Annotated in this window: 9 protein-coding genes; 2 read left to right on the top strand and 7 right to left on the bottom strand. The window is 32.0% G+C overall.

Translation table 11 applies throughout. The features are described from left to right. Positions 1 to 2: 2 nt before the first annotated feature. From ACRHNM_RS03725 to ACRHNM_RS03715, 3 genes are read right to left on the bottom strand one after another with little or no spacing between them, the layout of a single operon-like run. Positions 3 to 1,235: an NAD(P)/FAD-dependent oxidoreductase gene (locus tag ACRHNM_RS03725; RefSeq protein ID WP_431133793.1), complete on the bottom strand. Its 1,233-nt coding sequence runs from the start codon at positions 1,233 to 1,235 to the stop codon at positions 3 to 5. After that, a complete protein-coding gene (locus ACRHNM_RS03720; protein WP_431133791.1) occupies positions 1,232 to 1,921 on the bottom strand; it encodes a glycerophosphodiester phosphodiesterase in 690 nt (229 codons plus the stop codon). The genes ACRHNM_RS03725 and ACRHNM_RS03720 overlap by 4 nt, the downstream gene beginning before the upstream one ends. Next, complete coding sequence (locus ACRHNM_RS03715; protein WP_431133789.1) at positions 1,921 to 2,781, bottom strand: acyl-CoA thioesterase; 861 nt, start codon at positions 2,779 to 2,781, stop codon at positions 1,921 to 1,923. Before ACRHNM_RS03715 ends, ACRHNM_RS03720 begins: the two co-directional genes overlap by 1 nt. Positions 2,782 to 2,905: 124 nt before the next feature. On the opposite strand from ACRHNM_RS03715, the gene ACRHNM_RS03710 reads away from it, so the two are divergent. Continuing rightward, positions 2,906 to 3,709: an SdiA-regulated domain-containing protein gene (locus tag ACRHNM_RS03710; protein WP_431133787.1), complete on the top strand. Its 804-nt coding sequence runs from the start codon at positions 2,906 to 2,908 to the stop codon at positions 3,707 to 3,709. On the opposite strand, the gene ACRHNM_RS03705 is transcribed toward ACRHNM_RS03710, so the two are convergent. The 3 genes from ACRHNM_RS03705 to ACRHNM_RS03695 all read right to left on the bottom strand — a co-directional run bounded on the left by ACRHNM_RS03705 (position 3,706) and on the right by ACRHNM_RS03695 (position 12,480). Further along, positions 3,706 to 4,989 carry a DUF2254 domain-containing protein gene (locus ACRHNM_RS03705; RefSeq protein WP_431133785.1) on the bottom strand — a complete coding sequence of 428 codons (1,284 nt, stop codon included), beginning with the start codon at positions 4,987 to 4,989 and terminating at the stop codon, positions 3,706 to 3,708. The two genes, ACRHNM_RS03710 and ACRHNM_RS03705, sit on opposite strands and share 4 nt — an antisense overlap. Position 4,990: 1 nt before the next feature. Next, positions 4,991 to 8,647 (bottom strand): metallophosphoesterase, encoded by a 3,657-nt coding sequence (locus ACRHNM_RS03700; RefSeq protein WP_431133784.1) that lies wholly within the window; start codon positions 8,645 to 8,647, stop codon positions 4,991 to 4,993. A 101-nt stretch (positions 8,648 to 8,748) separates the two neighbouring features. After that, positions 8,749 to 12,480 carry a metallophosphoesterase gene (locus tag ACRHNM_RS03695; protein WP_431133782.1) on the bottom strand — a complete coding sequence of 1,244 codons (3,732 nt, stop codon included), beginning with the start codon at positions 12,478 to 12,480 and terminating at the stop codon, positions 8,749 to 8,751. 206 nt (positions 12,481 to 12,686) lie between these two features. Here ACRHNM_RS03695 and ACRHNM_RS03690 point away from each other — a divergent pair, with 206 nt between their 5' ends. After that, a complete protein-coding gene (locus ACRHNM_RS03690; protein ID WP_431133780.1) occupies positions 12,687 to 13,952 on the top strand; it encodes a Pycsar system effector family protein in 1,266 nt (421 codons plus the stop codon). Here the strand turns inward: ACRHNM_RS03690 and ACRHNM_RS03685 are convergent. Continuing rightward, positions 13,942 to 16,317 (bottom strand): GAF domain-containing protein, encoded by a 2,376-nt coding sequence (locus ACRHNM_RS03685; RefSeq protein ID WP_431133778.1) that lies wholly within the window; start codon positions 16,315 to 16,317, stop codon positions 13,942 to 13,944. The two genes, ACRHNM_RS03690 and ACRHNM_RS03685, sit on opposite strands and share 11 nt — an antisense overlap. Positions 16,318 to 16,431: the final 114 nt, after the last annotated feature.

Raw genomic sequence — 16,431 nt, 5'->3', positions numbered from 1 at the left:
AATTAACCATTTGAAATAGACGTTGCTGCAATATATGCTCCAGACCAGGCATTTTGAAAATTGAATCCACCAGTTATTGCATCTATATTTAATATTTCTCCAGCAAAATATAGATTTTTGTATAGCTTACTCTCAAAGGTTTTAAAATTCACTTCTTTAAGGTTAATGCCTCCAGCTGTGACAAATTCTTCTTTAAACGTACTCTTCCCTGTGACTTTAAACGTCGCTTTTGTAAGCTGAGCTGCTAACATTTCTAGTTGTGATTTATTTACATCTGCCCATCGTGTTTCGTTCGTCATTTCAGAAGCCAAAACTAACTTTTGCCATAGACGTTTTGGTAAATCAAATTGAGCAGACTTAAACACTGATTTCTTGGCAAGATCTTGTTTTAGAACTTTTAAATAATCAAGACAGTTCTCAAAATCTTGCCTGATAAAATTAATTTCTATACTGAATTTATAATCGTGTTTGGCTAATTCGATAGCACCAAAAGCCGATAGTTTTAAAATGGCTGGTGCACTCATACCAACGTGTGTGATTAAAAGTGGACCTTCACTATATAAATTAGAATCAACGACTGTAACCTCAACATTTTGTGCCACAACTCCCGGAATATCTTTAATACGTTCATCTTTAATATCAAAAGTAAACAAGGAAGGTACTGGTTGTGAAATGGTATGTCCTAATGCTTCTAAAAGACTCCAGATTTTAGTATTACTTCCTGTGGCTATTAATAGTTTTTTGCATGAAAAATCGCCTTGATTAGTACTGATTTCAAAATGGAGACCTCTCGACTCTGCTTGAGTTGACACATTTATATGTTTCACCGAATGATTGTATAAAACCTCAACATTATGTTTTTCTGCTTCATTTAAGAAACAATCAATGATGGTTCGTGACGAATTAGTAACAGGAAACATTCTACCATCCTCTTCAATTTTCAGTGCGACACCTCTTTTTTCAAACCAGTCGATGGTATCTCCTGTCATGAACTGATGAAAAGGTCCTAACAATTCTTTCTCTCCTCTTGGGTAATTGAGCACTAACTCGGATGGAATAAATTCGGCATGAGTGACATTGCATCGACCTCCTCCAGAAATTTTTACTTTTTGAAGACCTTCTTTTCCACGTTCGAGAATGGCAACTTTCAATGCTGGGTTTTGCTCTGCAATATTAATCGCTGCAAAAAAGCCTGCTGCTCCACCTCCAACTATAATCACATTATATGCAGTCATATCAAATCAGGATTATCAGAAATAATACCATCTACACCATACGTTTTCATACGCTTTATTGATAGTTGGTCATTGACTGTCCAAGTTAACACTTTATAACCTTTCTCTTGAGCTGTCTTAACATTATCTTTTGTGACTAATGCCACATTTGGATGTATGGCATACGCATTAATTGTGTTTGCGAATTCGATGGCATCTGAAACGCTAGCTTTTGTTAGTACACCTGTGCGCAATTGATTATTAAATTTATAAACGGCCTCTAATTCATGATGTTGAAAGCTTGAAATTAAAAAATGATTCAGATTCCATTGTTTAGTATCGATATACTTTGAAATTATTTTGCAAGTCGCTAAAGCTGTATCTCTACCTTTGAGTTCAATATTGATGATGCATTTTTTGTCAATCGTATCCAGCACTTGCTCTAAAGTAGGAATCTCATATTGACCATTTACCTTGAGGTTTTTCAGTTGTTTTAACGTATGTTTTGAAACTTCACCAGAACCATTTGTCATTCTGTCTAAAGTAAAATCGTGAAAAACTACCAGTTCTCCAGATTTACATTTATGAACATCAACCTCTATCGCATCAACGTCAAATTCTAATGCTTTTTCTATGGATGCTATCGTATTTTCAGCTACATATGTTTTTGCACCTCGATGCCCTATTTTCAATAATTTTTCAGACATTATTTCGGACGCATTAAACCTTCCTGAGCTACAGAGGCTATTAAAACACCATCTCTGGTAAACAAATTTCCTTTAGCAAAACCTCTGGCATTGGATGTATTTGGAGATTCTATTGAATACAATAACCAATCGCTGTAATCAAAATCTCTAAAAAACCACATCGAATGATCTAAACTCGCTGTTTGGGTGTTATTCCAGTTTGCTTTGCTGGCATGTCTATTCATCGCTGAGGTGAGAATATTATAATCTGAAATATAGGTTAAAATTTGTTGTTTATCACTTCTACTTAAGTTTGAAACATCGCCTTTAAGTTTTACCCAAACATCAGTAAAAGGAGGCAAATCTTTTTTATTTAGTGGGTTTGCGATTTGAGTAGGCTTAAATTCTATTGGACGCTCAATTTCGAAAAACCCTTTGATTCTACTCGGAAGTACATCGCGATAGGTTTCAAGCAAATCTGTCCAACTCATCAATTCCTCAGGCAACTTGATATTAGATTTCATCTCAATTTGATGTTCATAACCATCTTCCTGTTTATGAAATGATGCTGATAAAATAAATATAATTTTTCCGTTTTGCTGAGCAGTTACGCGTCTTACTGAAAAACTTCCACCATCTCTTATAATACTCACCTCATATTCGATTGGAATTTCTAAATGGCCAGGTTCTAAGAAATAGGAGTGTAAAGAATGTAATATTCTACCATTTGTAATAGTTCGTGTAGCAGCATTTACAGCTTGAGCTAATACTTGTCCGCCAAAAACATTCGGACTTCCAACTGTTTTACTAAATCCTTGAAATTTGGTGGTTTCAATGTAGTTTAATTGGATTAATTGTAATAAATCTTCAGTTGAGTTCATATCGAAATATTTATTTCTTCAAAGCTAAAAAAACCGTTATTCTAATAAGCCTAAAAAGTGAATTTTATAATTAGTTTAAGATTTAAAATTTTAGTTTTACGGTAACAATTCTATATTTCATTATATGAAAGCATATATCAAACCTATTTTTATTGGCCTGTTTTTGATGTCATGTAGCACAGGAAAACTTGATGCTTTGGCTGATATAACATCTAGCTTAAAAGAAACCTCTGCTTTAGAAAAAACCAAAGACTCAAACATATTATGGGTTATACAAGACGCTGGAAATAATAATCATTTATACGGCTTAGATATTGAAGGACATATTATAAAAGACATTACTGTTAACAATGCAGAAAATAGAGATTGGGAAGATTTGACATCTGATTCTGAAGGAAACATTTACATAGGTGATTTTGGAAATAATAATGAAAAACGTAAAGATTTTACCATATATCAAGTGCCTAATGCAGAAAACGTAACAGATTCAGTAGAAGCAACTGCAATTCATTTCACACTTCCTGATGATATGGATTCTGCAGATTTTGAATCGTTCTTTTTACATCAAGGATTCTTTTATATTTTTAGCAAAGACAAAAAAACCTGTAAACTTATTAAAGTGCCTCATATAAAAGGCAAGCATGAGGCTCGTTTCATTTCTGAAATACAATTAAAAGGGAAACATAATAAAGTTACTTCTGCAGATATAAGTGAGGATGGGAGTATTGTGGTTTTATTAAATCACGACAAACTTTGGAAACTAACCAATTTTTCAAATGATGACTTTTTTAGCGGAACTATTGAGGCTTTAGAATTTGAACATGATTCTCAAAAAGAAGGCATTAATCTGGTCAATGATCATCAAGTACTAATAACTGATGAACGCAACAAATATGATGGCGGAAACATTTATCTTTTTGATTTCTAAATCGTTGGATTTAAAATTTTAACAGCTTCTAAATCTGCACTATTTTTAATAGTTTCTAATGCATCTTCATATAAGTTTTTCAGTTCTTGTTCAATAGCGTCTTTGTAAGTTTCCTCTGCCATTGCATCACTCTTATATAGGTAATTTAACATAAAAAACAGTTTTTGAACTATTATAATATCGTGTTTACAATAGGTTCTTAACGCTGCCATTATCTGAAACAGTAAGTCTTTAAAATCGACAGCATTAATCTTTAAAATTGGAGAAGCATTTGTATTACAAACAATACTTGAATCATTTTTTTGAAGTCTTAGCGCAAATAATTCTGTTAAATAATCGATGGCATTTAATGCTGTTCCAGGATCATTGATACCAGGTGACATGGCTTTAACAGCAATTTCAGTAATCTGCTTGAAAGCGAGCACATAATTATCTTCTATTAATTCACTTTTAGAAAAAAGTAAGGATGCTAATACATCGTTTAAAAGATCGTCATCTAATTCTTTATCTACTTTTAAAATTGGTAATTTTTTTAAAATGTAAGTTCCTTTTATTGGTAATATTTCTAATTTTATGTGTTCTCTGTCTGAAATAATTTTCAATGTTTCAATACTTATATCCTGAAAATACCCTGAATTATTTGAGTATATGGTCTCCCAGTTAGACGTGTCTGGAAACTCATTAGTGTTATTCCCTTCTGAATCAATAAGATGTTTCAATCTCATTTTAGCAGTATTAAAAATGCGATCCATAATATTGTTTACCTGAATTTCCTGAGAAATAGAATGAATAAAATAAATAAAAGCACCTAAACACAAAGTCATTAAAACGATAGCTAATAAGACCGAAAAACCAGGCAACTGATATTTATTTCCGTCAGGTTCAATGGACACCAATGTAAATATGCAGTATAAAAGTGTTGAATTGTATATCCCTAAAATGATTTGATGTCTTCTATTAGAAATTAATCCTGGCAAGACTCTTGGAGAAAAATTGCTTGAAGCCTGATTGAGTAAAATCATTACCAGTGAAAAACTAAACACCATTATGGAAATTAAACCAGCGATAAATGTGGTTAATAAACTTCTTGCCGTTTCAGTGTCATTAACGACAAATACAGGAGCATGCTCTAAAAGGTAGCTAGAGATGCCTTTACTTTCAAAATAATACATTAGCAAAGCAAACAGCAATCCACTAAGACTCAAAAGTGATGGATAAAAAGCAATTTTACTTTCTAATATTAAGATGTATTTAATTGTATTGCTAAAGTATTTTTTCATTTTAGAAACTCAATCCAAATCCGAAACTAAATCTCATACTGTCGTCTGAGGTAAATAAAGCCATATTCATTGATAACATATCTACCATATTCAAAAATAAACCACCACCAACAGAAGTATTTAAAGCATCTTTATTAAAATCAGGGTTTAAAACCAAATCATCACTTACCCAGACACGACCATAATCGAAACCTCCAAAAATACCATATTCAATAGGTACTATTGATGTTTTAACACGTTTAAGATTATATCTCAAATCTGTGCTCTGAAAAAAAGATCGTTTTCCTGAAAACCGTTCATTTCTATAACCTCTCAATCCATTATTTGCACCTAATGTAGCTGCCTGATAAAACTCAAATTCATTTCCAAAATTAACATGACCTTCAACCCTTGAAGCTAAAACAATGTTACCACTTGCGTTTAATTTATAAGCTACTCCAAGAGTTGGAATTACATAACTGTAATTATTAGAATTTGTAAAATTTTTGGTATATCCTAAAGCCACATTAAAATCTATTCCTAAAGTTGGAAATGCTTTTTCATCTACATTATTAAATCCATATGATAATTCGGTATTAAAGAAGAAGTCTCTATCAGGATTAAAATCCATTGGAAATAAACTACTAATAAATCTGCCATCCGTATTTTCAACTCGTATGGCTTCAAAATTAAATCCAACAGATAATTTACTACCATACTCGCCTCTTTTAATTAAAGAGGTTCCAACAGCATACGTGGATTGCCTAACTCTATTAAAATTGAAATCCTCTTCGTCTCCATTTGGATTATCTGTGCTTAAATTTGGTGTAGAGTTTCCAAATCCGAAGAAATTAACTGCAAAACTAGGACTTGCAATTCTTGCGGTTACACCAACATTAATATCGTTAAATATTTCTGCATATTCACCATTATAATTTAAATCAAAACCACCAGTAGCAAAAAACACATGACCATTTATATTATGCTGAGAGGTGAATTTCTCATTGTCATATCTGTTTCTTATGAAGACACTTCCAACGCCTAATTTAAAGCCATCATCAGGATTAAATCCGAAAACAGGTAAAATAACTTTTGAATTAAATTTAACTTTTTGAAAGTCGTATAGATTAGAATAGTAATCATCTTTAAGATGGTGATTTCCATTGTTGGTTATAAACTCACTTTCCTTAGACTTATAATCGTAAATATGAACTTTTTTTCCATTTACGATATTGTATCTGTCTTTGTTTTGACCTCCAACTATTCTCAGTCTTATTTTAGCCTCTCCATCCCCTTTAACTTCAAAATAATCATCATCATCTAAACCAAAAATCCATATTTCTTTATTCTCTTCAGGATGATATAAACGCTCATGAAATAAATCTGTTTTTTTAGCCTGTTTAATGCGGTACACTTTAACAGACACTACTCCATCTGGCAATCTTTCTATTTCAAACCAATCGTCTTTATCAGTTCCTCTTACAGTTGCATATTTGTTTACAATACTGAAATATTCGTCTGAAGTTAATTTTAAATGTTCACGTCTCTGAATTAATTTTTCTTTTATTGACTGAATTGTTTCATCTCTAACCTCCTCAGGAAAATTTAAAAAAGCTCTGTCTATAACCTCTTCGGTTAAATTATTTTTTATGAGTTCAACTTCTTTGTCCCAATCTGCTTTATTTGATTTGGTTAATATGGCTACATCCAATGGAAAGGGTTCTACATTAAACCATTTAGGATCTTTTAACTCACCTTCATAAGAACGCAACAATCTAATTGGAGGGATTAAAAACGTAGCTGTTTTCATCAAATAACCATCATCCATAACAGAAAAAGCCTGATCTCTGTCTCTGGGAACTGGCCTGTAAATTGTTTTACCGTCTTCTTTAAAAACTGCCCATCTCCATTGATCTTGATGCCTATCCCAATCTCCAATAACCATATCAAATAATCTGGCTCTTATATAAGCTGACTCATCAACAACATGATCTTCCTTTTCTCTAAGCTCTTCCAGCATATCATAAGTACTAATCAATTTATCAGCATAGCCAAATCCTACTTTATCACCATGACCATCGGCTGCTCGTTCTTCAATCATATAAATTTCATCACCAAACTCGTCATTAAAATTTCCTATCGCTTTTTGTTTAGGCACATAAAACAATCTAGGTTCTGTATAAAATACACCTACTGCTTTTGATAGCTCAGCTATTGTAAAAGGTGCATAAGGATGGGATCCTGTAAATCCATCAAGTAAGAATGCTTCCGTTTTAGTGCCTTCAAGTTCTGGAGAAATATATTGGTCTCTAAAAAGAACAGATTGTAAATACTGAACACCATTCTTTCTCAATGCACGCATGACGTATTCTCTTCCCTGAGGATCTTTTAAGCGTAATGATTTAGATTGGTGTCCTCCTCCTTTCCTTACGGGAATTAATCCTCCATAAAGCGTATCTAAATTAACTGTAGGCAATTCAACTTCAGTACTAAAATATTTACGATAGCGTTCTCCCCAAGCTTTTTTGTACGACTTTCTTTTATTCGTTTCGTCTTTTGTATAAATAGATGCCTTAACTGTTTTGGGCATGGATTGATTATAATCTGTAACAACACTTTCATTTGCTTTTAGTACTTGGGTTTCAAAAACAGGTGTATTCGTTCCAGTAGCATAAAATCGAACATAAGACGATCCATCGTTAAAAACATCTAATCTTGCATAACCTTGGTGACCATATGAAAATTTTCCACCTCCAACATTTCTGGTAGCAGTTGCTTTTGACCCAGAACCACTAATAATTTGTGGGACATTGTTTTCGATAATGTATTGCAAATTATGCTCGTGACCAGAAACAAAAAGTGCTTTATCATTTTCCTGTGTCATTGTAACCAGCAACTCTTTTAATTCACGGTATCTTTTATTATTTACATCTGTATTTGAAGCTCCACTTGTTTTACGAAGTACATTTTTTAAGGTTCCTAATACTGGAACTGGCGTCATGTGAGAACCAAAACTGTATTGACCACCATGAGGTCCATTTGTAAACATTGGATGATGTATGGCTATGATTGTCGTTTTTCCTCTAGCCTTTTTTACTTCTCCCTCAAATTCATCAATAAAACGTGCTCTTGTTTTAAATTCGCACTCGTCATTTATTTTAGGATGTTTGTCCCAATCTGTTATGTACCATTGTGAATCTACCAAAATAAGTACGATATCATCAGAAATGTTTAGCCTTTGTATTGGACATCCATTTTCAGGTAAAAAAGTATCTTTTCCTAATTGGTCTTCAATATATTTCTCCCGTTCTTTTAAGCCTTTCAAACCATTATCTTTCCAATCATAATCCCCTGAAATAAAAATAGTTTGTCCTTGAAAGTTTTTAACCGATTTTGTTTGAATATCAAGTTGTTGCTTGCCATCATTATCTCCTAAAAAAATAACTGTGCTTTCTTTTGGTGCTTTGTTTAATTCCTCAGAAAATGCCTGAAGAGTTTCTGAAGACGCTCTCTCTGTAGTACTACCAGCATTGCCAATAAGATAAATAGAATGTGCCAGCTCTTTATCTGGCAACGTAGATTTGATACTGGCATCGTAATATTGAGGCTTAAATGTTGCGCATGCGTTGAGTAACATTAAAGCAGAAAATACTACTATAACTTTTAGTTGGTTTTTCATTTTGGCTGGTTATTAATAACTTAAAGATAATAGAAAGATAAGAAATATCTTAAAAAACAAATTTTCTTTTATCAAAGACAACCAACAGCATACCTTTTAAATTAAAAGTTTAGTCCAAAACCAAATGAGAATCGCAACCCTTCAACGCTGTTAAAAAGGTTGAATGTACCTGATAAGCTTTCGGCTGCAGTAATCCAAAATCCTCCTCCATAATTATTATGCCATTTCTCTGAGTTATCATCTTTAAGCCAAACTCTACCAACATCTAGGCCAGCGAAAACTCCAATTTGCAATGGTAGAGTGCTTGTTTTAAAAGAGTTGAAACTATATCTTAAATCTGAACTTCCAACTAAAGAGTTTCTTCCTGTAAATCGTTCAGTTCTATAACCTCTAAGTCCATTTTTTCCACCAATGTTTGCGGCTTGATAAAATAAGATGTTATTCAAATTTCCTATTCTGAATTGTGATCTCAAATCTGTTTTCAAGACCAGTTTCCGATTGCGACTTAAAGCATTATAAAAGCCTAAATTAGAATTCACATAACCATACGTATTTTCAGTGTCTTCAAATTCTGTTTTAGCTCCTACATTTAATAAAAATGTCATTCCTCTGGTTGGATTTAATGCAATATCAAAGCTTTCGTATATATATTCTGCTTCTAAGGCTCCAAACAAACGTCTTTCATAAAATTCATCAACAGATTCAGGTATGATGTCTGTTATAAATCTATTATTTGTATCATCAATTTCTATAGCTTCAAAGATGGCTCTAAACCCATAGTCACTACCAAAACTTCCTTTCTTCAAAATTCCGGCTTTAGCCATATAAATACTCGTTTTAACACGATTATAATCTAGGTCTAAATCATCACCAAAATTTTGTGTTTCATTTCCAAATCCAAAAAAGTTATTTGTAAAATTTGCTGAAGTAAATTGTCCTCCAATATGTAAATTCCAATCGTTCATGATGTTTGCAAACTCGCCATTGTAGTCAATCGCAAATCCATTGGTTGCAAAGAAATAACCTCCTTTAAAACGGTGTTGCTGTGAAAACGGATTTCGCTGAAACCCATTTTTTGTTAACACATATGAAATCCCAAGCGATACACCATCATCTGGATTAAAACCAATAGCAGGTGTAATGACGCTGTTTTTAACTATATTTTTTTTGTAATCAAACAAATTGAGCTTATAAACATCAGTTAACCTAATATTAGCTCCTCTATTCTCTTGTATTGTATTTAGCTTGCTCTCATGATCGTAAACTCTTACTCGTCTTCCGTTTTTTATGATGTAAGTATCGTTTTCCTGACCTCCAATAATTCTTGTAAATATTAAATTATTAGCTTTTCCTGTGACTTCAAAAATATCTTTATCATCTAATCCATAAACCCATATCTCTTTAGTTACATCCTTATGAAATGTTTTATCTACAATGACTTCTGCTTTCTCACCATCAATAATTCTTGAAATTTTAACATGCGTTTCATTATCTGCAATTCTTGTGATTTCAATATAGTCATCTTTATCTGTTCCGGTAAGAATGACTAATTCATTTAAATACTCATAATATCGGTTGGCAATATCTACCAGGTTTGCTCGTCTTCCTTTTAATTTTGATTTAATGTCTTCTAAAGTTTCATCCTGAGCAGCTTCAGGGACTTTAGAAAATGCTCGTTCTATAACTTCGTCTGTAATATTATCTTGTAAAAAAGTAGCGTGTTCTATCCATTTTTCGAGTGTAGATTCCTGTACTAAAACACGATCTAATTTAACACCTGCAGCATTCATCCATTCAATATCTTTGAGTTTTTCATCGTAAACCTGAAGCTGTTTTGTTGAACCAGAAATAATTCTCATAACATCCAATAATGTGCCATCGAAATTTGAAAACACCTGATCACGATCTCTGGGAATTGGACGAAACCATTTATCACCATTTTCTTGATCAAATTGTGCCCAACGCCATTGATCCTGATGACGATCCCAATCACCAATTAACATGTCAAACAGTCTAGCTCTTATGTAAGCATTTTCATCTATTTTGTATTTTTCGTCCTCTCTAACCTTTTCAATAATGTCATGAGTGCTTTCAATATCGTCGGCATAACCAAAGTTTCTTTCATCAGTGTAATTCTCTTCTGGACGCTCTTCAATCATGTAAAGTTCATTCCCGTAATCTTCATTGTATTTCCCTAAATGTTTGTGTTTTGGAATGTAAAATATTCTGGGATTTGTATGATATATTTTCGCTGCATCAGATAAGTCTGGCACAACGGTAAAGGCATATGGATGAGCCGCAGTATAGAAATCCTGGATTAAACCTTCCACAGTTGTCCTTTCAAAATCATCCTGAATGTAAGTATCTTTAAAAAGAACGGTTTGCAAATATTGAGTTGCACTTTTTCTGAGAGCTCGCATATTGAGTTCTCTTCCGTCTTTAGTTTTTAATCTCAATGAACGTGTTTGATGTCCACCTCCTGCTCTCACAATCTCAAGTCCGCCATATAATGTATCTAAAGTGGCAACCTCAGCCTTAATTTTTGTACTATAAATATAACGATAGTGATCTCCCCAAATAGATTTAAAAAAGTCAGATTTATCTGTTTCTTCTTCAGTATAAATTGAAGTTTCTATTTCCTGCGGAAAGGTATCTGGCAAATTAGAAACATCATATTCTTCTGTTGGAGGATAAACTTCTTTTACAAATAATTTTTTTGGTTTTCCGTTATCTTCGCCATAAAAAGTCACCCAACTACTACCATCCTTAAAAACCGTTAATTCTGCAAAACCTTGTTTCCCATATGTAAAAAGGCCAGTACGACTCAAACTGGCATAAGATTCCTTTGCTCCTGAACCTGATACAATTTGCTTTATATTTTCACTCTCATTATACTGAAGCGTGTGCTCATGGCCAGATACAAAGACTAAATTCTTAGAGTCTATTACCAATGTTTTAAGACGTTTCATTAAATTATTGTAACGCTCATTATATCTATCTTGAATTGAAACACCTCCTTGTGTTCGGACTTGCGTTATTAAAGATGATAAAACAGGTAATGGAATCTTTTTTTGTGTTGGATACAGATGCTTTGATGCTGCATAATGACCACCATGAACACCATTGGTATACATAGGATGATGCATTGCAAACACAATTGTTTTGTTTTGAGCTTTTTTTAATTCACCTTCTATTTCTTCAAAAAAGCGTTCTCTGGTTTTGATTTCACAATTATCATTAATTGTTGGGTGATCATTCCAGTTTTCTAAATACCATTGTGTATCAATAATAATAATTTTAATATGTTCTCCGACATCAATATCTTCGAGCGGACAACCATTTTCTGGTTGAAATGTATTTTTTCCCAGAGCGTCTTCTATATATTTTTCCTGAAGTCTTAATCCTTTAGGACCGTTGGCATACCAATCGTGATTTCCAGGAATGAACAGTACTTCGCCATCAAATTCTTTTAAAGACATGATTTGTCCGTCAAGAGCGTTTTCAGCACTTTTTCGTCCTTTAACCCCTTCTTTTGGCAATCCACTTGGGTAAATATTATCTCCCAAAAAAATAGCATAATCTCCTTTTGTATTTTTATTCTTAATGTGGTTGTTAAATGCGGTTAAACCTTCAGACATTCCTCCTTTGGGAGATTTTCCCGCATCACCAATAAGATAGAACGTTCTATCTATTTCTTTATCAGGTAATGTTGTCATTTTATCTTCATCATTTTTATACTGTGCTTTGTAAGTTGCACAAGCATTTAACAGTATGACTACAATTATCAGTAAAACTATCCTGTAAGGTTTTATCATGTCTTTAAGTATAAGCATTGCAAGAACTAAAAACTAAACATTTATTGTTAGTGCTAATGCTAAAGATATTAATTCTAAAGCTAAATAGCTATATCCAGAATCTCTATAATTACTGGTCTTATAAAAAAATTTAATTCTTAAAATCAAATATATCTACGATAAATAAAAGTACGTATTATACATTAGCTAAAGTTTAGTATTTTTACTAAAAATCATATTTTTTTATGGACACTCTTATTGCTAAAGCTGAAAAATTTGTTTTTGATTTATTAAAAAAAGAGTTAGATCAAACCTATTTATATCATAATTACAAGCATACCGAACGCGTTTTAAAAAGCACGCGCGAAATTATTGAAAACACAGATCTGTCAAAAGAAGAAACTGAAATTCTTGAATTAGCGGCCTTGTTTCATGACACAGGTTATATTGAAGGAACGGATAATCATGAAGAAAAAAGTGCAGAAATTGCCACAAAATTTCTAAAAGAACAAGATGTTGATACTACTATCATTGAATCTGTTGCTCATTGTATCATGGAAACTAAATTTAAAGAAGTTCCGTCTACTAAACTAGGAAAAATAATTAGAGATGCTGATGCGTCACATTTTGGTAAAAAATATTTTAGTGAAGCCAGTGAGTTTTTAAGAAAAGAACTTGAATTAAAACAAGGTAAAATATATTCCCCAACCGAATGGCGGAATGAAAACATTAAAGTTTTAACTAAAAAACACCAATTCTATACTGATTATGCATTAAAAAACTGGCAACCAGTTAAAGATGATAACCTTTCAAAGCTCTTTAAAGCAAAGAAAAAACAAAAGAAGAAGTTTAAGAAAGAGGAAATGAAAGCTAAGTACAAAGCACAATATAAAAATGAAAGTCCAGAACGTGGTGTTCAAACATTCTATAGAGTTGCGCTTAGAAACCACATTAAGCTTAGTGATATCGCAGATACCAAAGCCAACATTTTATTGTCTGTAAACGCCATTATAATCTCTGTGGTCCTAGCTAATTTAATCTCAAAATTAGACACCAACCCTTATCTTGCTTGGCCAACAGTCATTTTCACTTTATTTAGTGTAATATCAATGATTATGTCTATTATAGCGACACGTCCAAACGTAACAAGTGGAGAATTCACAAAAGAAGATGTTAAGAATCAAAAAGTAAATTTAAGTTTCTTTGGTAATTTTCATAAAATGAAACTTGAAGAATTTGAATGGGCTATTCAAGAAATGGTTAATGACAAAGATTATATTTACAAAGCATTAACTAAAGATTTATACTTTCTTGGAAAAGTTTTAGAACGAAAATACAAATTACTACGAATTACATATACCGTTTTTATGATAGGCATTATAGTCTCGCTAATTGCATTTGGAATTGCTGTAAAAAATAATCCTGGCATTGATATTGAAGACGTTATAGATACTCCATCAAGCTTCATAAAACCAGAAAAGCCAATTGATTATTTAGCCGTTAAGTTTTAAGTTCTTTTATTAAGTCATCGTAAGTATAGAAATCTTTATTATTATTTTCTGTATGATATAAGACACTTACTCTAATTGCTTTTAATCCAGTTACAGCTTGCAAATCTTGCAATTCAACAATTTCAACATCATCATCTAAATACTTTTTAAATTGTAAAAATTTAATATATCTTAAGTATTCTATTTCGTCTTGTTTTTGAGAATATACAATACTTATTTTTCCTTTTTGAGTTACACGCTCTGTGGTGCCTTTAATATGAGCCTTATCAACTCGTTTTTTAACAATCTCATATCTGGCATTATAAGTTCCATCGACGTCAAATTGCTTTTCATCCATTCTGAAACTTATTGACAAGGGTTGATTAAACACCAATATCATTGAAGCAACATCTAGCTTGACTGGAAATTTGGATTGCATTAAATAAAACGCATTTTCCATTTCAATCATAACTTGTAATTGCCACAATCTTAAGTTGTATAAATAAATAGGGTTAAAACTGTTTTCTTTTGTAATAGATTCACCAATATACATATTGTGCTCAACTCCATCTGTTTTGAAACGCTCAAAATAGTGAGGATACATCGCTTGGGCTTCTACTTGTTTTATATCTAAAAGTGTAGCCATTTCTTTATTAATTATAGCAATCGTATCGTCATATTCTTTTCTATGGTGATACAGAACTTCCATTTTATCATCTATACTATCAAAATACTGTTGCACATCTTCTTTTAAGGCATTAATAGCCACTAAATGATTTAATACCGGATCAATATCTTGCTTAATAAAATCAGATATCTGTTGTTCACTATCAACTTGAAAATGGACTTCCAAATTATCTAAGTACGAATTTATTTGAAATAAAAACTGTTCATAAATGGGAAGGTTTTCTAATTGTAAAGCTTTTTCTAGAATAGATTTTATACCATTTAATTGAATTGTCAAATCTTTACTTGTAGCAAAATTTCTGGCTTCAGAAGACCCTTTGATATCAATTTGGCCATATAACGGGTAAATATTTTCAAAAGCTATTTTATTAAAGCTGGGCTTTTTACCATTCAGTTGGTCTTTGATAAAATTTCTGGCTTCTTTTTCAAAACGCCATTGTACACTGGGATGAATTGAAGTACATTCTCTCTGAATAACAGCTTCAATTAAGTTTTTTTCTTCATTTTTAAACCGCTCAACAGCAGTCACAATAAAAGGCATGACATCGTTTAACTTGTTAGCGTTGATACTGTTTAAAACTTTTGGTTCTTCTGAAACAATTTCAAGAATTCCCATTAACCCATTTTCATTAGCTATAGGAGCTAAAATGGCACTTTTTATATTTTGAGCTTTTAAAGTTTTATATTGAGGAACTTTTCCTTTAGACAACTCATAATATTTATCTACATCTGAAACAGAATAGAATTTTTTATCGTTAAGTAGTGTATGATAAGACACACTACACAATGCTCCAGAACAAGTATTAGATTCTAAATTATTGAGCAAAAAACTATTCATTTTAGTTCCATAAACACGCTCAAACCGATCATCTTCTTCGTTATAAATTGAAAATCCAACTTTTAGGTTTTTCAACCCTAAAAGAGATTGAAAGATTTGATGAAAATCATCCATAAACCCTTCATTCTGTCTTTTATCTTCACCTATTAATGCTGTCTTAATGTTAGATATGGCTTGATCATCTGTAACATTAAAAATGTTAGAAATCACAAAACCCTTGAAAATATAACTATCTTTAGGAAACTTCTCTTTCCATAACTCAATATTTTCAAAATTATCAAGAAGTTCATCTACATCGTTTTGAGTGATTTTTGGAGCTTTTTTTGTTGGAATGATTTCTATAAAATCGGCATTATATAAAATTATATAAAATTTGATTACACCTTTTGCATCAGGAATTTCATAATAAAATGGTTGTTTAAAACTCAAATTAAATCCATAGCAAAATGAAAGAATGATGGTGCATGCAATTATATACCTATCATCTTCTGGCATATTTTTCATTTTCAATTCAAAATCGTCACCAGCATCCTTAATAATACTTTTAAAACGTTCAGAAGAATTGAATATGAGATTATGAAAAGGCACAGATGCTGTTTTAATTTCATTTTTTGTTAAAACAGGACTAAAAGAATCTTGGAGAATAATACCAATTTCTTTTTCACGTTCTTTTAAAATAGAAATATCACTAAATCCGTCGCGTAGTATTGGAAAAGCAGTCGCTGTTTTTAAAACACGTTTTGCTTTGGCCGCAATAAACTCGTCTTCACTTAAAGCTAAGTTTTCATAATACGTTAAGAGCTTATTAAAACTTATTAAAAGCTTAAAGGGAGAATCTAAATTATGGTTGATATCTTTCATAAAGCCACTTTAAAATATATAAAGTTACAAATTAATAAGTATGTCGTTATCAGTTAGACTTTCTTACTTCTAAAATGTAACAAATAAGTATGTTTTTTAATACGATTTAGTTCA

The organism is Psychroserpens mesophilus (assembly GCF_050617655.1).
Lineage (GTDB): Bacteria > Bacteroidota > Bacteroidia > Flavobacteriales > Flavobacteriaceae > Psychroserpens > Psychroserpens mesophilus_A.
Note: the sequence above shows the minus strand (reverse complement) of the source record. Positions and strands in the feature narration are given on the sequence as shown.

What these genes read in the sequence shown, in the direction of transcription:
- ACRHNM_RS03685 (WP_431133778.1), bottom strand. Translation starts at nt 16,317, where the DNA reads ATGAAAGATATCAACCATAATTTAGATTCTCCCTTTAAGCTTTTAATA.
- ACRHNM_RS03705 (WP_431133785.1), bottom strand. Translation starts at nt 4,989, where the DNA reads ATGAAAAAATACTTTAGCAATACAATTAAATACATCTTAATATTAGAA.
- ACRHNM_RS03715 (WP_431133789.1), bottom strand. Translation starts at nt 2,781, where the DNA reads ATGAACTCAACTGAAGATTTATTACAATTAATCCAATTAAACTACATT.
- ACRHNM_RS03700 (WP_431133784.1), bottom strand. Translation starts at nt 8,647, where the DNA reads ATGAAAAACCAACTAAAAGTTATAGTAGTATTTTCTGCTTTAATGTTA.
- ACRHNM_RS03690 (WP_431133780.1), top strand. Translation starts at nt 12,687, where the DNA reads ATGGACACTCTTATTGCTAAAGCTGAAAAATTTGTTTTTGATTTATTA.
- ACRHNM_RS03710 (WP_431133787.1), top strand. Translation starts at nt 2,906, where the DNA reads ATGAAAGCATATATCAAACCTATTTTTATTGGCCTGTTTTTGATGTCA.
- ACRHNM_RS03695 (WP_431133782.1), bottom strand. Translation starts at nt 12,480, where the DNA reads ATGCTTATACTTAAAGACATGATAAAACCTTACAGGATAGTTTTACTG.
- ACRHNM_RS03725 (WP_431133793.1), bottom strand. Translation starts at nt 1,235, where the DNA reads ATGACTGCATATAATGTGATTATAGTTGGAGGTGGAGCAGCAGGCTTT.
- ACRHNM_RS03720 (WP_431133791.1), bottom strand. Translation starts at nt 1,921, where the DNA reads ATGTCTGAAAAATTATTGAAAATAGGGCATCGAGGTGCAAAAACATAT.